This window comes from Natrarchaeobius versutus (genome assembly GCF_041205745.1).
GTDB lineage: Archaea > Halobacteriota > Halobacteria > Halobacteriales > Natrialbaceae > Natrarchaeobius > Natrarchaeobius versutus.
Genome location: NZ_JBGFCC010000004.1, coordinates 65,746 through 85,941 on the forward strand (window position 1 = coordinate 65,746; position 20,196 = coordinate 85,941).

5 protein-coding genes are annotated in these 20,196 nt (G+C 68.2%); all 5 read left to right on the forward strand.

The window, feature by feature from the left end; genetic code table 11:
* The first annotated feature begins 13 nt into the window (after window positions 1-13).
* Window positions 14-3,649 carry a DUF6603 domain-containing protein gene (locus AB7C87_RS10460; protein WP_369729389.1) on the forward strand — a complete coding sequence of 1,212 codons (3,636 nt, stop codon included), beginning with the start codon at window positions 14-16 and terminating at the stop codon, window positions 3,647-3,649.
* Window positions 3,646-8,193: a hypothetical protein gene (locus AB7C87_RS10465; RefSeq protein WP_369729390.1), complete on the forward strand. Its 4,548-nt coding sequence runs from the start codon at window positions 3,646-3,648 to the stop codon at window positions 8,191-8,193. Before AB7C87_RS10460 ends, AB7C87_RS10465 begins: the two co-directional genes overlap by 4 nt.
* On the forward strand, window positions 8,190-15,914 hold the full coding sequence (locus AB7C87_RS10470) for a hypothetical protein (RefSeq protein WP_369729391.1): 7,725 nt from the start codon (window positions 8,190-8,192) through the stop codon (window positions 15,912-15,914). Before AB7C87_RS10465 ends, AB7C87_RS10470 begins: the two co-directional genes overlap by 4 nt.
* Complete coding sequence (locus AB7C87_RS10475; RefSeq protein WP_369729392.1) at window positions 15,911-18,190, forward strand: lamin tail domain-containing protein; 2,280 nt, start codon at window positions 15,911-15,913, stop codon at window positions 18,188-18,190. Before AB7C87_RS10470 ends, AB7C87_RS10475 begins: the two co-directional genes overlap by 4 nt.
* An 81-nt stretch (window positions 18,191-18,271) precedes the next feature.
* Complete coding sequence (locus tag AB7C87_RS10480; protein ID WP_369729393.1) at window positions 18,272-20,032, forward strand: histidine kinase N-terminal 7TM domain-containing protein; 1,761 nt, start codon at window positions 18,272-18,274, stop codon at window positions 20,030-20,032.
* Window positions 20,033-20,196 lie beyond the last annotated feature (164 nt).

Genomic DNA, 20,196 nt, shown 5'->3' on the forward strand with positions numbered 1-20,196 from the left:
AAGAGGGCCGACGATGAGCGGTGATGAACCCCCGGGACCGTCGACGACCGACCGGCTCCTGATCGAACTCACCCGCACGTTCGAGCCGCTGTTCGAGGTCGCCGAGGCGACCGCCGCGGGCGATCGCGTCCCGCTCTACCGGCTCTGTGAATCGCTCGGGATCGACGTCGACGACGACGCCATCGAGGACGACCTCGAGTCGATCGAAACCGCGATCGAGGCACTCGAGGACACGTACGCGACGCTCGAGGGTGTAACGAGTGCGATCGACGACGGACTCGACGACGAGTTGGACCTCGACCTGGACGACTTCGCCGCGCTCTCGGACGGAATCACCGACGTCCTCGACGCGTTTCGCGACCTCGAGGACGTGTCGGTTCCGACGCCGGCGGGGGAGATCGAGTCGATCGGGACCGCGCTGTTCGACTACTTGCTCACGGAGTATCTCGATCGACACCATCCCGAAATCGCGGACGGCCTGGAGATACTGGGCGTGCTCGAGCGCACCGATCCGGTTCCGACGGTCGACTTCTCGCGGCTTCCCGAAGCGCTCGAGGATCCCCAGGAGGCCATCGCCGCGGCCGTCCAGTGGGGGGCCGAGGAAGGGGAGCTGTTCGAACCGATGGTCTTGTTGTACTACCTGCGCTCTGTCGCCTGGGAGTTCGACCGTCCCTCACAGTTCGTCACGACCGACGACGACGTCGTCGACGTGCTGGACGACGACGATACCGGCGTCGAAGACTACGCACGGGACGACCGGTCGTCGATGCTCGACGTTCGATTGTTGACGCTGGTACTCGACGGCGGCGTTCGAACGGACGCGGGCGTCCAGTTCGTTCCGGTCCCGCGGGGAGACGACCGACTCCCCGGTATCGCGGCCCTTCCGTACGGGAATCTCGAGGCGGGGTTCGACCAGGACCTCGGGGAGGGATGGCAGTTCGGCTACGACAGTAGCGGCGCGTTCGACGAGTGGGGGGCGGTCGCGTTCCCGGACGAGGCCCCGAGAGCGATCGGCGACTCGTCCGGCGACTTCCACGGTGAGGTGGGCGTCACCCGACAGGGGGCGGATTCCGGCGACGAACTGACTCTGCTCGGCGACGACGGCGGCTCGCGGGTCGGGCTCACCTCGATCGAGGTGACGGCGCTCGTCCACTACGACGGCGACGAGATCAGCGTCGGCGTGGAGTTGCCCGTCACGGGCACGATCGCGGTCGATCCCGACGGGTTCGATGGTTTCGTCTCCTCGATCCTGCCGAGCGACGGCATCCAGTACGACTTCGCGCTCGTCGTCGGCTGGTCCTCGACGACCGGTTTTTACTTCGAGAACGGGGGCACCCTCGAGGCGGCGATTCCGCAGAACGCCGACGTCGGTCCGGTTTCGATGGACGAAATCTACGTCTCGGCGCTTCCCGAGGGCGTCACGGACGGGGACGAGGATCCGGGTGTGACGCTGTCGGCGGCGGCCTCGGCCTCCGTCGAACTCGGACCGCTCGTGGGGTCCGTCCAGCGGATGGGAATTCAGGCACAACTCTCGTTTCCGGAGGATGGCGACGGGGCGTTCGGTCCGGTCGACCTCGAGTTGGGCGTCGATCCGCCGGACGGGATCGGGCTGGCGATCGACGCCGAGGGAGTCTCCGGCGGCGGCTTCCTCGAACTCGACCACGAGAACGACCGGTACGCCGGCGCGGTGCAACTGCACGTCGGCGAGCTGACGTTCAACGCGGTCGGGCTCCTGACGACCCAGCTTCCCAACGGCGAGGACGGCTTCTCGCTTTTGATCCTGGTCACCGCCGAGTTCCCGCCGATCGAACTCGGACTCGGATTCACGCTCGAGGGCCTGGGCGGGCTCGTCGGGATCCACCGACGACAACGAACCGACCCGCTGAAGCGAGCGGTTCGGGACGGCTCGCTCGACTCGGTGTTGTTCCCCGAAGACGTCGTCGAGAACGCCCCGCGGATCGTCAGCGATCTCCGGGAGACGTTTCCGGCGACGGCCGACTACCACGTCTTCGGGCCGATGGCCCGTCTCGGCTGGGGTACCCCGACGCTGATCACGGCCGATCTCGGCGTCCTCCTCGAGTTCCCCTCCCTGCGAATCTCACTCCTCGGGCGGATCGGTGCGCTCTTGCCCGACGAGGCCGCGCCGCTCGTGGAGATCAACGCCGGCGTCTTCGGCCTGATCGATCCCGCCGTGCCCGAACTCGAGTTACACGCCTCGCTGTACGACTCGCGGGTGCTCGCGTGGGACATTTCGGGGGACTTCGGCCTCCTGATCCGGGGCGGCGACGACCCCGACTTCCTGCTCTCGGCCGGCGGCTTCCACCCGCAGTACGAGCCGCCGGGATCGTTCGCGGACATGCGACGGCTCAGGGCGTCCCTCGGGCCGCCGGGCGGGAATCCGGCACTCGAGTTGAAGGGCTATTTCGCAGTCACCTCGAACACCGTGCAGGCGGGTGCCAACTGTAGCCTGTTCGGCGAGTTCGGTCCCGCGTCGGTCGACGGCGAACTCGGTTTCGACGCGCTGGTCCAGTTCGACCCGTTCGAGTTTATCGTCGATATCATCGCCTCGCTGACGGTGAAGGCGCTCGGCACCTCGTTTTCGGTCTCCCTCGAGGGATCGCTCGCCGGCCCCGCGCCGTGGCACGTCGACGGCGAACTCGAGGTCAGCGTGGCGTTCGTCTCCGTCTCGGTTCACGTCGACGCCACGTTCGGGGAGGAAGACGACCGCGACGCGCTCCCGCCGGCCGACGTCATGTCGGAACTGACCCAGGCGCTCTCCCGTCCCGGAAACTGGCGGGCGAGCAATCCGGTCGGCGGCGAGTCACCCGTTACCCTCCGCGAACGCGAGGGAGGTGACGACGATCCGGAGGACGCGCCTGTTTCCATCCACCCGATGGGCGAGCTCGCCGTCCGCCAGACCGTCGTCCCGCTCGGCGTCGAGATCGACGCGTTCGGCAACGCCACGCCGAAGGATTCGACCAGGTTCGACGTTCTCGAGACGGCCGAGACGAACGCCGGATCGACGCTCGCCCGCGGGGACGGGACTGAAGAGCAGTTCGCCCCCGCCGAGTACTTCGACCTCTCGGACGACGACAGCCTCGACAGCCCGGCGTTCGAGCCGATGGTCGCCGGCTACCGGTTCGGCCCCGACGGGGCGTTCGCCGGCGGCGATCCCGACGGTGATCCGACCGAAGACGAGAACGCGCTCGCGGCCAACGCCCGGCGGACGGATCTCGGCTACGAGACGTCGATCCGCGACGAACTGTGTGACAACTACGGCCTCGAGCTGGCCGAGGTCGCCGGCATCGAGGTCGCCGTCGGCGCCGTTCCCGCGGGAGTGGCCCAGCAGACGACCCGCGCCGCCGTCGGTCGGGACGTCCTCGGCTGTGAGGACGGACCTGCGCCCGACGAACTCGTCGACGAGGGGACGACCCCGAGCGAGTCCTCACTCGAGGGCGCGTTCGGTGGCGCTTCGACGACGCGACGGTATCGGATCGTCCGCTCGGATACGTTCGAGCCGGTCGATCTGGCAGGGGAGGGACGAACGGAGTACACGAAGGCGGAGGCGAAACGCACGATAGACAGACACGCAGACCCGGCAACGGCGGACCGCTACCAGGTCGTCGCGGCCGAGGAGGTACACGCATGAGTCCACAGACGACGAACGAAGACGAGGCGGCAACGTACGCGTTCTACCCGATCGTTCGGACGGGTCCCCGACCCGACGCAGACGATCGATTCGACCTCGAGACGACACCCGATGCGGCAGACGTCGCCGCGGGAGGGTTCGAACTCACTCTCGAGGTGGACGGAAACGAGATCGACGACCCCGAAGCGGTCGACGTCGAGATGGAGCTGTTCGGCCCGGGCGACGTGACCGCCCTCGACGAGCGCTCGATCGTCCGCGAGGAGCCGACGCCCGGAACCGGCGCGCACCCGCCGACGCAGTTTCCGGTCCTCGAGTTCGGTCCGGCGGCGCTCCCATGGCTGTTCAGCCCACGGCGGACCGACGAGCAGGGAAGGACGTACCCGTGGCTCGCGCTGGTCGCCGTCGACCGCGATCACCGGGACGTCGGCTACGATCCGGTCGGTCCGGCGTCGCTTCCGGTGCTCGAGGCGCCGGTCGGCGAACTGCCGGACCCCGCCGACTCGTGGGCCTGGGCCCACGCACAGGTCGTCGGAAGCAAAGCGGAAACGCTCACACCCGAGGATTTCGAGGAGTCGTCTTCGCGGACGCGCTCCCGGCTGGTCTGTTCGCGAAATCTCGAGGCGAACACCCGCTATCGGGTCTGTGCGTTGCCAACGTTCGAGGCGGGCCGACGCGTCGGCCTCGATCGCGATCCGGGCGAGGCGGATCGGGCGTTCGCCTGGGATCCGGAAGACGGCGGGACGGTTCGGCTTCCGGTCTATCACTCCTGGACGTTTACCGCCGCCGAGGAGGGCGATTTCAGGACGCTCGCCGACGCGCTGGATCCGATGCCGGCGTCGGGGAGCCTCGGCGTCAGCCGGGTCGACGTGAGCGAACCGGGGCCAGCGTCGCTGTCGCGCGGGTACGATCCCGACGAGGACGTCGGCGTCGCTACCGTTTCCGGCGCGCTCAGGTCGCCGACGGCGACGACCGTCGAGTACGACGATCTGGGCGGCAAGCGACTCAGGGAGCTGTTGAACCGCGAACGAGAGATCGACCGACGGACGGATCTCGGCGTCGTCGCACCGCCGCTGTACGGCCGGTGGTACGCGGGGGCTGACGGCGTCGCGACCGACCCGAACGCGGATCCCCTCGAGGCGGATCTTCCCGCGTGGTACGACGGGCTCAACGCGACGCCTCGAAATCGCGCCGTCGCCGGACTCGGGACGGAGGTCGTCGGTGCGCTCCAAGAGGAACTGATGGACGAAGCCTGGAACCAGTTCGACGGTCTCGCCGAAGTGAACGAGTACCTCGCGCGTGCAACGCTGTTTCGGGACGCCAACGAGACGCGATTCGAACACCTCGCGGAACTCGAGGCGGACGAACTGCTCGGGCTGACGGAGTCGATCCACGGCCACGCACGCCTCGGGCGAGCCGGAACGGTGCTCGACCGCGTCGAAACCGACGCGGCCGTCAGGGGACGAACTCGGCCGTCGTTTCGCGCGATCACGAATCCGAACGGACCGATCGGCCGCCGATCCGGTCTCGACCTCGAACGGCCGTCGACGCTCTCCGAAGCCACAGACGGCGTCGGAAGCGATCGCCTCGGCGCGGCCTGGCGACCCGGGTCGGGAACCTACTGGGAGGGCGTCTACGCCGACGCGGACGAATCGCGCGAGCGCGGGCTCGAGGCCGATCCGGCGTTTCTCGGAAGCGGCGACGAGGCCTGGACGTGTTTCGCGGAGGCCGACGTCGACTTCGACGCTCGCGGTGGAACGGGCGGCGGGTCCCACGGCGACGGCGACCGGAGTGACGGTGACGGAAAAACGGATGATCGCGGGTCGGGCGGCGACCGCTTGCCGCGAGAGCTCCAGGCCATCCTCGAGCGCCTCGAGGCGATCGACGGGGACGTCGAGGAGATTCGCGACTGGGCGAGGAGGATCTCCCGAGAACTCTCCCGATCGGGACGGATCGATCCCGAGGAGGTGGAATCGACCGGTCGGAACCGTCTCGAGGACGCGGCCGGCCTCACCGAACACGCTCGTGAACTCGCGGATGCGCTCGCGAAGCTTCTCGACGAGCCGCCGGCGGCGGTCGATCCGTCGCTGACTGGAGAGCAAGCCCGCGAGTCCTGCGAGAGGATCGCCAACGGCGGCGATCGGCTGGTCGAACTGATCCGGCGTGCCGTCGACGCCACGGTTCGCGGAAATAGGGAGGCAACAGCAGTTCTCGACGAACTGCGTCGCGAGGCGGCGTCGGTTCTGGACGTCGTGAACCGTCTTCGTGAGGCACTGACGGCGGGGATCGAGGATGTTGGACCCGCCTCGAAAGCGATCGGTGAGCCCCTCGAACACCTCGAGCGACTCGAGGGCGACGTCGAAGCGGTCGCCGAGTGGACCGCGAGTATCGAAAGGGCGATCCGCGAGCGGGAACCGCTGGACGCTGGGGAGGTCCACGACCGCGGTCGGGAGCTGTTCGACGCCGCGAACGAGTTCGACGAACGAGCGAAGGAACTCGCCCAAGGGTTGTCGACGCTCCTCGGGGAGTCGCCGTCGTCGGTCGATTCGCTGACCGTCGACGAGGCCCACGAAGCCTGCGAGCGGATCGCGGCGGGGGGCAGTCGGCTCGCCGAACTGATCCGGCGTGCCGTCTTGGCCGTCGACCGAGCCGATCGCGAGACGACGATCGAAGCCCTCTCGGAACTCGACCGCCAGTCCGAAAAACTCCTCGACGTGATCGATCGACTGCGAACGGCGCTCGTCGGCGACGGGACCGGTTACGGGCCGGGCGAGGAGATCGGCACCGAGACGACGGACGAGGAACAGTCGGCCGACGACGTGACCGAGGAACGAACGGCGAACGACGACCTCGAGGACCATCCCGCTCGCGAGGAGGCGCTTTCGGCGCTCGATCGCATCGAACGCGACGTGACGCCGTCGTCGAACTACGCGGCGGCGATTCTCGAGGCGGATGCACGGAACGACGCCGAAGCCGTCGAGGACCTGGTTCTCGCCGCGATGGACGCGATCGAGCGCCTCGAGGGAATTCAGACGCATCTCAGGGAACTCTCCGGAGCGCTCGAGGCGCTGTTCGATAGAAACGGGGCGCCCGTCGTTCCGACGGTCCATCCCGCGTTGACGCTGTCGCGAGCGATGGCGAAACGAGACCGGATCGGCGACGAGAGCCACCGATTGGAGACGGAGATCCGTGAGGGTGTGTTCGGGATGGCAGACGGGTCGTACGGTCACGGAGAGCGGACTCACCTCCGCCGTGCGGTCGATCACGCGGACGAAACCGCCCGAACTATCGAACGGCTTCGATCGGCGCTCTCGGCGACGCGTCCGCGAACCGATTCGGACGACACCGCAGACTGGCTCGAGGTCGTCGAGGGAACGCTGTCGGCCGGCGCCGACTGTGGAACGATTTCGGGCGCGAGCGTCGATCCCGAACGGCTCCGGAAGGAATTGCTCGCGGAACTCGATCCTGACGAGGCGTTTACTGATCTGGCGGCGGACCGACTCGGCGTCGATCGACAGGTTCTAGAGGCCCGGCGCAAGGAGGGAGTTCGCGAGGACGACCCCCTCGAGTCCGTGCTGGCGTCGCCGACGATCACGCGACCGATGTACGAGCCCCTGGCCGAGCGCGAACCCGAGTGGTTCCTGCCGGGGCTCGACGAGATCGACCGCGACAGCGCGGTCTTGCTCGAGACGAACCCCGAGTTCGTCGAGTCGTATCTGACGGGGACGAACCACGCGTTCGCCCGCGAACTGCGCTGGCGGCAGTTCCCGACAGACCGGAAGGGGACGTACTTCCGGCGCTTCTGGGACCGGAGTGCGAACCCCGAACTCGATCCGGACGATCCCGAGGAGATGGCCGACATCGCGCCGATCCACGAGTGGCGAGCCGACTCCCCGCTGGGGGAGAACCCGCCGGCAGGAAGCGACAGCGAGGCGTCGATCGTCCTCCTCGTCCGCGGCGAACTGTTCCAGCGCTACCCCAACACGACGGTGTACGCGACGGACGCACGCGACTCGAGTGACTTGTTCGAGGATCCGGACGACGTCGGTGACGAGGCCGAGCGAATCCCCGGACTGCCGGAGACGAGCGTCGACGCGGGCGACGGCGAGGAGGGCGTCCTCGAGGGAGAAAGCGAGATTCTGTTCCCCGAGTTCCAGGGCTCGATCGGCGAGGACGTCCGATTCTTCGGCTTCGACCTCACGCTCGAGGAGGCGCTATCGGCGCCCTACCACGAGATCGAGGTCGACGACCCCAACGAACTCGAGGAGGGATGGTTCTTCGTCCTCGAGGAGGCCGCCGCCGAGCCGCGGTTCGGCCTGGTCGATCCCGAGGACGAGGACGGCCGGCTCGCCGACCCCGGAGGGTACGTCCCGGTCGAGGAGGTGGATCCGCCGTCCGATCCGGTCCACGTCGTCGAGGGCGACGAGGAACGCGACGTGAACACCGAGTGGGGGCGAAACGCGGCCCACGTCGCGGAGTACACCTGGCAACGACCGTACCGCGTGGCGATCCACGCGAGCACCATGCTCGAAGGGGGTGAACAATGACGGACCAGCAGGTGGCGACGGCGGTCGCCGACCGCGAACGTGTGAGCGACGAGATCGCTCAGGCGAGAGCGCTCGCAGACCGGTTTCGCGAACTCGCTCGTACTGCCGAACGCGGCGGCGATCTCGAGTCGGAGACGATCGCCGTCCACGAGGAGTTCGACCGATTCGGCGCGCGGACGATCGAGTACGCCGCCGAACTCGACCCCGACGACGACGGCCCCGCCGTCGTCGACGAGGAGCCCCGGCGCGAGGAACTCTCGTATCTCGATCCGTCCGTCAACGAGTTCACGGCGGCGCTCCTCGTCGATCCGAAGGCGGACAATCGCACCGACGACGTCGCGACGCTCGCGACTCTCGCCGAGACGACGTCGTTCCTGCGAGCCGTGATCGCGCTCGCTCACGGGATCGACGACGTCGGAATCGCGGCCGACCCGCTCGGAACCGACGCCGAATCGGTGCTCGAGGAGCTCGGCCAGTACGCCGCTGGAAATCGGGTCTGGGAGGACGTCCGTGAGACGCTCGCGGACGCAATCGGTGACGGGGATGGCGAAAACGGCGGAGCGCCGGAACCGTCGATGATCGCGGAGACGGCCACAAGGCTGGCTACGGCGTTCGATCTGGTAACGAAGACCTGCGTCGTCACACGGGATTACCATGCCGACCGACTCGCGACCGCGATCGACGACGCGTACGGAGCGACCGACGACGTCGAGAGCCTGTCGGCGGAGCCCGCCTGCCTGTTGCCGGTCAGACTCGAGACGCGGTTCGTCGATTCCGGCGACCTCGCGGGCTCCGGCGAGCCGGACGAGCTCCGGCTCCGGATCTACCCCGACCAGCTCCACGTCGACAGCCACGAGCCCGAACTGACCGAGGCGGAGGTCGACGCCGGAACGAAGTTCTGGGCGCGGCTGTACCTCGGCTGTTGGGGAGAGAACCTGCTCGCGGACATCGACGTCCCCGCGCTGGTCGACCCCGAGCTTCAGGAGTACGTCGAGGGGATCGACCTCGAGGCCTACGGCGACGACGAGGACGAACGGTACGAAGCGCTCAAAGAGAGCGGCTGGGACCGCCTCGTCGAACGCTTCGGCACCGGGAGAGCGGCCCACGTCGTCGACGCCGTCGTCCCGCTCGACGCCGAGGCGATTCGAAATCTCGGATCCGACGAGTTCGACGTCGACGACCTCCGGGTCGACGAGGCGTTGCTCACGCCGGGGACCGACGGCGTCCCGAGTCGGCTGACGTTCGACGGCGCGGATCGACACACGACAACCTGGGAGCGGCGGGCGACTGCCGAACTGCTTCCGGATCGGTGGGTGGCGATCCTCGAGTGGAACGACGGGGCGAGCCGTCGGCGTTTCTCGGGCGAGGTCGTCCCGCGGGGGCTCGCGCTCGATCCCGCGGTCGAACCCGGCGCGACCGGCGACGAGATGGAGTGGCTGTTCGACTACGACCGGGCGCTCGAGGTCGGGATGGCGATCTCGATCCCGCTCGCCGAACTGCCGGGCTTCGACCCGGAAACCGACGCGATCGACTCGGTGATGGCCCTCGGCGTTCGAGAATCCACCGACCCGGCGGAGACGCCGGCCGCACTCGCCGAGGTGTTCGACGACCACCGCTACACCGACGGGCTCTCGCTTGTCGAACCGGGAACGGCGACGAACCTCGAGGCCGCCCCCGACGAGCGGTCACCGCCGGCACCGACGCCGGCAGATCTCGAGGCGACGGCCGACGGCGCGTTACTCGGGAGCGCGTTCGGAATTGGCGATGGACGCGAAAATCCCTTCGCGGACCTTCGCGGGGCGGATGGGCGACGGTACGATCGTTCCGGTGTGATAAACGACGTCCTCTGGCCGGCGACGCTCGGCTACTACCTGCGACAGCTGGCCGTCCCGAACGCCATCACCGGCCCGAGTTCGCCGGTCGCTGGCGGGGTGGGCCCCTCGACGACCGTCGAGTGGCTCGAGGAGATCGAGTCGGTTCGCGATCACTTCGTCGACTACGTGCGTGCGAGCGGGCCGTTCCCGTCGATCCGTGTGGGGGAGATTCCCTACGGCGTGGTCGCGACGACGACCATCGGGTCGCTCGACGAACCGAAACCGGCGCCGGCCAACGGGGACCCGCTCGCGGAGCGGATCGCCGAAACCATTCGTCGGTTCGAACCCATCTGGTCCCACGCACTCGAGACGAGCGCCGGATCGATCGATCCGTCCCACGACGAGTGGGACGTCCTCGACGTCCTCGAGCGGTCGGGGATCAGCCACGGGGCTCGAACCGGCGACCGGCTGACGAACGCCACCGAGACGACCCAGTTCTGGGCGGATTCGTTCACCTCCGGTACGCTACCCGATACCGCAGACGAGGCGACTGCCAACGCACTCGGGCGTCTGGAGAGCCTCGAGGCGACGTTCGAAACGCCCCTCGAGGAGTTCGCGTACTCGCGAGCGGGCTATCTCGAAGCAGAAGACGCCGACGAGGTGTCGATCGCCCCTCACCAGTTCGTCGACGAGGAGTTCGGTTCGTTCGTCGACGTCCTCTGTGAGGTGCCCGTCGACGTGATCGTCGCGCTATCGGAAGTCGTCTCGCTCACTGCGGGCGAGGACTTCCTGCTCGTCGAGGAGATCCTCGAGTGGGCCGGCTTCGACCTCGAGTTTCTGGCGGAGGCGGACGAGGAGGATCGTCGCGCCGTTCTCGAAACGTTCTGGGACGGGCGGGTTCCCGACGGCATCAGACACGGGATCGTCCTCCGTGCGATCGAGAACTGGGTGGCGGCGACGGACGAGCACCCGAATCCAGCCGACTTCTTCGACGACGAGGCTGGCGTCCACGACGAGGATGCGTTTCTCGACGCGCTCACGAACGACCGATTGCGGCTCGCGGTGGACCTCGCCGAGGAGTACGGTGATACGGGTGGAGAGACGTCGCTCCTGCGGTCGCTTTCCCGCTACGCCACACTCCAGGAGTACGTCTACGGCCGCGTTCGTCTCGGCGCCGCGTTCGAGGACGCTCCGGCGAGCTACCCGGAGCAGGATCCGTCCGTTTCGGTCTCGTCCGTAGAGACGCTCTCGGACGAACTTCCGGAGCCGATCCTCGGCGCTCTCCACGGACAGGGGATCGATCCAGGCGGCACTCGGTATGCCGACCTGCTCGATGCAAGCCTGCGCGGTGAAGCCCAGGCCGGCGAGTTCGAAACCGACGCCGGTTCGGAGCTCTTCGCACTCGAGACGACGCGCCGATTCGGCGACCACCTGCGCGACCTCGGCGACCTCGAGCGGTCGACGCTCGCCGCGTTGACGGCCGAGTCGCTCGATACGACGAGTCACCGTCTCGACGCCTGGTGGACGTCGCTGGCGACGCGAGGGTTGTTCGAACGTCGGGAAATCGGCGAGGACGGCGGCGAGACCGATCTCGTCGTGGGTGGCTACGGGTACGTCGAGAACCTGCGACCCGGCACCCAACTCGACGATCGGGCGGAGCCGGAGTTCGTCCACGTTCCCTCCGGGGAACACGCGAACACCGCGGCGTTGCTCCGCGGGGGCTACCTGGCCGCCGACGACGAGGAACTCGAGAGCGCGCTCTCGGTCGACCTCTCGGCCGAGCGGGTGCGAGATGCACAGTGGTTGCTCGAGGGCGTCCGTCGGGGCACCGACGTCGGTGAACTGCTCGGTGCCCGCTTCGAGCGTCGGCTCCACGAGGTGACGATGGAGCGCGAGGACGTCAACCTGCTCCGGTGGAAACACCCGCTCAGAGAGGAGTATCCGGGAGTCAAAGATCAGATGGACGACGAGAACGACGGTGCGGACGGTACCGGTGACGGCGGAGACGACGACGGTGCCGTGGGGCCGGATGCTGGCAGTTCGGAGATCGCTCGAAGCGACGTCCTCGACGGCTACGCGCTCGTCCGGGCCCACGAGGCCGACTCGTTCGATTTCGAGGAGCTGTCGCCGACGGCCGAGGGCGCGAACCTCGATTCGCCGTCCGACGCGGAGATCGACGCGTTCGAGCGGCTGATCGCGGAACTCGCCGACGACGTCGACGCGGTAAGCGACCTGTTGCTCGCGGAGACGACCCACCAGATCGCTCGCGGCGATCCCGATCGCGGCGGCGCCTCGATCGAGGCGCTCGAGCGCGGCGAGGGCGTTCCAGAGCCCGACGTCACCACCGTCCCGAGATCCGAGACGGGCGTCACCCACCGACACCTGTTACTGTTCGATCCCGCTGACGAACCCGAGACGGAGACGCCTCGGGGGCTCGCAGAGCCGACCCTCGAGTCGTGGCTGGCGTCGGTGTTACCCGATCCGGCCGACGTCGAGTGCGTCGCGAGCTGGTGGGTTCCGATCGACGATCCGGAGGAGGAATCCGGAACCGACGGCCAGGACGACGATTCCGACGGCGAGACGCAGATAATCGACGGCGTCGCGAGCGAGCGCGCTCGGGAACCGATTTCGCTCGCGGAACTCTCGCTGTCGGCGCTGGACCTGCTTGCGCTCTCCGGCGAACACCGCCAGGGTCGGGCGGAACTCGACGCGCGAGTGCGCTATCACCTGATGCGACGCGTCGACGATCCACCGGCGGGCGACGAGACGATCGAACTCGAGTACCGCGAGACGGACGCCGACGACGCCGTCTCGTTCGCGACGGCCCTCGAGGTCGCCCGGAGTTTCTCCGCGCTCCTCGACGAGACCCGGTCGGCGAGCGGCGAGGACCTCTCGCATCCGAGCGAACCCGCCCCCGCCGGCTACACCGACGAGACCGCATCGATGCTGTCCGACCGCGCCGACGACGCCGTCGAGGCGCTCGAGTCGATCGACGACGACCTCTCGGACCCGCTCGAGTGGCTCGGAGTCGACACCGACGACGAAAGCGATGGCACGGTCGACGACGGCGAATCGCTCCCTCGTCGGATCGATTCCGCGATCGAGGCAGCGGAGACACTGGTCGAAACCGATCTCCTCGCGGAGATAGACGCCGCTCTCGAGTCGGTCGCCGCGGACGGCGACGTCGATTCGACGCTCTCCGGGATGACCGAGTCGCTGTTCGTCCTGTCGCCACCCGGCGATCCCGAGACGACCCTGGCGGAGACGCCGGAGGAGACGACCATCTCCATCGAGCCGGAGTCGCTGACGGACCGGGAGGTCCTGTATGAACTGCCCGAGCGGGACGAGGATCTCGAGGGCGAGCCGATTCAGGCGGAACCGATCCCGGAACCGCCGGAGATCCCCTGGTATCTTCCATTCTTGCGAACCTTCCAGACCGCCTACGAACGTCTCGGCGAGTTGCAATCGGCGATCGGGGCGGCGGCCGACGCGCTCGCCGAACCGGAGACGCTCGCCAACTACGAGGACGCTGCGGCGGCACTCGGAGAGGCCAGGATGACGTTTCTCGAGGCGCTCGATCACTACGAGATGGGTCTCGAGTACGTAGAGGGCGGCGCCTACGCCAACGCGGCCGCCTACGCCGAGCAGGCGACGGCGCTGACCGGTCGGGCCGATGAGGCACTCGAGGCGGTGGCCGACCACGCCGAGGAAACCGTCGACCCGATCTCCGTGGACGATCTCCTCGAGCAGGAACTCCCCGACGGCGGCCCCGAGGTGACGGTGTGGGCCACCGACGGCGACGCGTGGGTCGAAGACGACGACGCGCTCGTCGAGGCCGCGGTGAGCGAGTCCGCGACGTACGACGTGTCGGTCGATCTCGAGGGTGTCGCCGAGGGGTCGTGGACCACGGTCGTCGTCGAGGACGACGACCGGCTACTCGCGCAGGCGAGCGGCTACGTCGGTCGACCGGGGACGGCCGTCGGCGACGATCTCCGGAAACTCGCGTGGCTCGCGTGGGCCCGCGACTGGTCGACCGAAGGCGAGGGCGCTGACCTCTTCGAGACGGTCGGCGTCGCGCACTGGGACGAGGTCGCCGATCTCGCCGAGACGTGGCAAGATCGGGATTTCGACGCTGACACGGAGTTCGGCCAGGACGACCTCGAGACGCTCGAGACCGCCGCGGGACTGACCGACGAACCCGGTCTCGAGGCGTTCGCCGATGAGCCGATCGGGCAGAAACTCGAGTCGGTCGCGGCGGTCTGGGATCGATCGGTCGGCCGGGACGCAGTCGACGTCAGTGAGCCGGAAGTCGGCCCCGACGAGGCGACGTACGAACCCGATGCGAATCGACCGTCGGTCGCCGTCGCCGCCGCCGAGACGCTCGCCGACTGTACGGACGACGTCGATCTCGCCGTCGAGACGCTCGAGGCGCTGTGCTCGATCACCGGCGAGACGAGCCGAGAGATTCGCCGCGAGGAACGCGAGTGGACGCCCGACGGCGTCGATCCGAACGATCCGGCCCACCGCTTCTCGACTACCCAGCGACGACTCCTCCGGTGGCTCTACGAGCCCGGATCCGTCGACGCCTCGAAGCTGGCGACCGGCCTCGAGAGCCTCGAGAAACGACTCGATCCCGGTGGCGACGATCCGGAGACGAACGTCGACGACCTCGTCGACGAGGCGGTGCCGTCGGCGGCGACGCTCGAGTTCATCGGCGACGTACTCGACGCGCTGGCGGACGAGCTTTCCGACCCGAATTCGGGCGTTCCGACGCCTGGGGCGGAACTGGCGACCGACGCCGAGTCGGCTCGATCGACCCTGGAGACGGCACTCGACGCGCTCGCGATCGCCGAGGAGGAGTCAGTCGACGAGACGGTTCGGCTGGCGACGCTCGAACTCGCTCGTGAGCCGCTGTTCGATGCGGGTGGATTCGGGATTTACGGCGCGATTCCGGAGTCGGCTCTCGGGGCGACCGTAGCGGACGAGGAGGATCTCGCCACACAGGCGGCATCGCTCGCCTCGAAGCTCGAGAATTGCCTCGACGCGATCCCGGCGGCCTCGAACGTCGACGACCCACCGGCGGATCGCGTCGAGATCGAGCGCGAGCGCCTCGAGGTCGCGTTCGATGGCTCCGTTCCGGTGTTGGCGTCGTTCGTTCCGGCGACAGGGGCGGAACTACGAGAGACGTTCGCCGCGCAGGCGGCGGCCCTCGAGGACGACCCGCTCGCGGTCGAGACCTGGTTCCAGCGGTCGGCACAGGTCGTCGAGCGCATCGCGGACGAACGCGAGGCGCTGTCGTACGCCGAGGCGCTGTCCGGGGAGTCGATCCGGGAGTTCGGCGTCGGACAGCTTCCGTATAGACCCGACGACGAGTGGATCGGCCTCGACGGGGTCGAGCCGACGCCGGGAACGGTCTCGATCGTCGCCGGGTTCGGCCCCGCCCTCGAGCCGGAGGACGTGGACGTGACGACCCAACTCGCCGGCGTCTTCGTCGACGAGTGGGTCGAGGGCGTCGCGAGCGAGACCGAGGATACGGCGGTCGCGCTCAACTACGACGCACCGGGCTCGCGAGCGCCCCAGTCGGTGTTGCTCGCGGTTCCGCCCCAGGGCGGTGAGTGGTCACTCGAGACGCTCGCCGAGACCGTCGAACAGACGATCTCGTATGCGAAGCTCCGAACGGTCGATCCGGACGATCTCGAGGCGTTCACCGGGGACGCCACGCCGTCGCCGTGGCCGCCGTTGCCCGGCGCGTACTACGCGGAGCACGACGAGTACGGTGGATTCGATTCGGACACCGATCCGTCGATGTGGCCCGAACGGGTCGCGTGGCACGACCATCGGTCGATGGCCGCCACCCGATTGCACCTGTTTCGAGCGGCCTACGGAACGGGGGTGTGGTTGCCATGACGTGGATCGACGGCGACGGACGCTGGCGGCGACTGCGCCCCGAGACCAGAGACGACGACCTCGCGGACGGCCTCGCGGCGACGATTCACGACCCGCTGTGGACGCTCGCCCGCCAGTGGCACGTCGGCGAGTTCCGGGGTGAGGACGCCGGAACCCCGGTCGACGTCGACCTGACGATCGAGCACGATCCGATCACTCGATTCGAACGGCGGGGCGACGGCGGCGGCGAGGTCGTTGCCTACGAGGGTGGACCCCTCGAGTCCGCGATCGAACGCGAGCGCGTGCTGACGGCCGACCCGCCGGCGCGGGTCACCGTAGAGGCCGGTCGGGCGTTCCTCGAGACGCTGGCCGAGGAGGAAATCGCGCCGAACGACGGCGACGCGTACGCCGCGTCCGACTTCCCGTCGGCGTACCTGCTCGCCGAACCCGACGAGGCGATGCCCGATGCCGACAGGCGCTACTACCGGGTGATGGCCGGTCGAGCGCTCGACGGCCACGCGGTCTTCGAGGCGCTCGAGGCCGCAGGCGAGGATTGGTCGGCGGCCGCGGACGAGGACCTCCCGATCCCGGAGGGCGCGTCGGTGATCGAAGACGGCGAGGTCGACGACACGTATCGCGACGCGGCCGAACGCTACTGTTCGTGGTACGTCGACCTCTTCGACGAACCCGACGGGACGGGCGACGCCTGGCGGCCGACGCGACTCGAGTACGAGGCGGCCGTCGTCACTGGCGACGGCGACGACGAGAACGCCTTCGGAGTCGAGGGTTACCGCGGCGGCCGCCTCGAGTGGCACGACTTCTCGCCGACGGACGACGAGATCGGTGACGTTACGGCGGACGACGACGAAGGCGAGGGCGAAAGCCAACGCGACGAAGACGGTCGCGACGACGGCGACACCGGCGGCGGCGCGACACCGGTGGGCGAACTCGAGGGTATCGATCGGACCGTTCCGACGCGGGTGTCGGTTCCGGGAATGCCGTCGCCGCGGTGGTGGGAGCGCGAGGACGCCGGATTGCTGTTCGGCGACGTCGCGGTCGACGGACTCTCGCTCGTCAGGCCGCTGGTTCACGAGTTCGCGCTCACCGCGGGCACCGACTGGTTCCGACTGCCGATCGAGGACGTGCCGATCGGCTCGCTGACGCGAATTCCCGACGTCACGGTCACCGACTCCTTCGGCGTCACGGACGACGTCGACTCCGCGGAGGACGACGACTGGCGGCTGTTCTCCCACGATCTTCCGAACGACGATCACCACCAGGGGCTGTTCTTGGCGCCGACCGTCTCGGACGCCCTCGAGAGCGACCCGGTCGAGGAGGTCTTGTTCGGCAGGGATCCGATTGCGAACCTGGTTTTCTCGCTCGAGGGTCTCGTCGAGGGGACGACCGGTGATCCCGTGGACAGAACGGAGTTCACGCGTCCGCGTGCGGAGATCGTCGGCGCCGATCCACACGACGATCCCGACGAGGAGTCCCTCGAGCTATCGAATCCGGGCGACGACACGCTCGATCTCGACGGCTTCTCGCTCGCCGCGGAAGCCGACGGCGACCTCGAGAGCTACGGAACGCTCGAGTCAGTATTGCTCGGACCCGGCGAGCGACGGACCGTCTACACCGGCGTCGGCGGGGAGCGCGACGGTGTCGACCTCGAGGTGGGCGAGAGCGCCCTCGTCGATGCCGACGCGGTCGCGCTCGTCCGGCCGGCTCCCGACGCGAACGGCACCAATGGAGCGAGCGAGGAGCCCGGCGACGGTGACGATTCAGACGTCGGCGACGATCCCGACGGCGACGATTCAGACGATTCCGACGAATTGACTCCGACGCGAATCGTCGCGAAACGGCCGCTCTCGAGCGTCGACGACGCGGACGCGGCCTACCAGCTTTCGACGGTGGTTCCCGACCACTGGTTCCCGTTCACGGTCGAACGCGACGGTGCGGACGAGGACGGAATCGACGTGGAAGACGCCGCGGAGTGGGAGTACCGACTCAAACTGTCGGTGTTGCTCGACGCCGAGTCGCTCGACCGCCCGCTCGAGGAGATTCCCACGCCCGACGGCCGGATTCTCGATCCCGATCCGGCGACGCTCCCGGACGACGAGGACGCCCTGTCGCTTTACGAGGAGACGATCACGCGAAGCGGTCGTGCGGCCGATCGACGCTACCAGTACGTCCACTGGGCGGACGGCACCGTCCGATGTTGGTCCGGCCGAACGGTGCGGCCGGGCTACGGCGAACTCTCGAGTCGACTCGGATTCGACGCACTCGAGGATCGCGACTAACGACGTCTCCCTTCTTTGGCGGTCGATCGAGGCCAGACGTCTACAAACAGTTATTGCTCAGGATCACCGACAGTCGGATCGATGAGCCTGGGTCTCCCCGGAGTCGGAGTCGCCTATCTCGGGACCGGGCTCGGCATTCTCGCGTTCGCGTACAAACCGTTCGTCCGGCCGGATACGCCCGGGAGCAAAGCGTTTGCAGTCACTGTTTTCGGCTGTGCGCTGTGGCCGATCAGCCTCGGTCTCGGTATCCTCGTCGGCGGCGAAACGGCTTCTGCACTCGCCTGGAGCGGACGACTCGTTGCGCCAACCGTGCTCTCGGTCGGCTGGTTCGTCCTCGCGTTGCGAATCGGCAACGGGCGGACGCCGCCGCGGTGGCTGGTCGGCGCGCTCGCGGGATACGTCGCCGTCGAAGTGCTCTTGCTCACGACGAACCCCGTTCACTCGTTCGCGTTCGATCCCGCGGCGGTCACCACGAGCGACGGAATGGGGTCGGATCGGAACGGCTGGTTCTGGATCCAGGCGGCCGCGAACTACGCACTCATGACGACCGCGACGTCGCTTCTCGTGGTCGAAGCGATTCGATCCGTCGGCCTTCGACGTCGACAGAGTGCACTCCTGGCCGGTGCCGTCGTCCCGGCGGCGATCGCGAACGTGGTCACGATCGGCGACATCGTCTCGATCGGCCACGACCTGACGCCGTTCGGATTGGTCGGGAGCGCCGCGATCATGTCGATCGCACTCTATCGAGCCGAGTTTCTCGACGTCGTCCCGATCGCTCGCCAGACTGCCCTCGAGGAGCTTCCTCACGCGGTCGTCATCCTCGACGGCGACGGCCGCGTCGCCGACTACAACGAGGTCGCCAGTCGATACTTCGACGTCGGAGCCGGTGTCGGTGCACCGGCCCGAGAGTTCTTTACGAACGTGCCCGGGGAGGCGGTAACGGCCCTCGAGACCGGCACGGCCGGCCACGTTCAGTTCGCCCTGCGGACCGGCGACGGCGAGCGCCACTTCGACTGTACCTCCTCGAGCGTCGATCGTCGCGACGAACACACCGGGCGAGTGATCGTCCTCCGGGACGTTACCGAGCGAATCCGACGCGAGCGCCAGCTTCTCGAGCAAAACGAGACGCTCTCGGAGTTCGCCGACGTCGTCTCTCACGACATCCAGGGCCCGTTGATGGAGATTCGCGGATCGGCGAACAGGGCCGTCCGCACGGGCGAGACCGCGTACGTCGAGGACGTCCTCGACGCGGCGGATCGAATGGACCACCTCGTCGACGGCCTCCTCGATCTGGCCCGGACCGGGAGACGGATCGAAGATCCCTCACGCGTCTCCCTCGAGGCGGTCGCCGAAGGCGCTTGGCGGAGCGTGTGGGCACCCGACGTCGACCTCCGCGTCGACGGGGACGCGACGGTCGAAGCCGATCCCGACCGCCTCCAGCAACTGCTCGAAAACTGCATCCGAAACGCGGCCGAACACGGTCGGACGGACGACGTCGGTGTGGTTCGGAACCGAGAGCCGGTGGGGAGTCGAGCGACCACACCGGTCGCCGGTGGCGAGGTCCTCGTCGGCCCAGGAGGCGAGTCGACGTCGGTGACGATTCGCACGATCCCGGGCGGCTTTGCCGTCGACGACGACGGTACGGGGATTCCGCCCGAGCGCCGGGACAGGGTGTTCGATCGGGGATACACGTCCGCCGAGAACGGAACCGGTCTCGGCCTCGCGATCGTCGACCAGATCGCGACGGCCCACGGCTGGTCCGCGCGCGTCGAGGAGTCCCCGGACGGCGGCGCTCGATTCGCGTTCACCAACGTCACCGTCCTCGAGGAGCCCACAGAGTGAGCCGAACCGAGGGTCGGCGCTTCTCGTCCGCTCACTCGAGTTAGGCGTCCGCCGTCGCGGCAGTTCATCAGATCGCTCGAACCGGCCGATCGACGTTCGATAGGCGGTTGGTTCGGCAACCAACTGATTCAGCAGGTGGCTGGTTCAGTTAAAAACTGATTCGC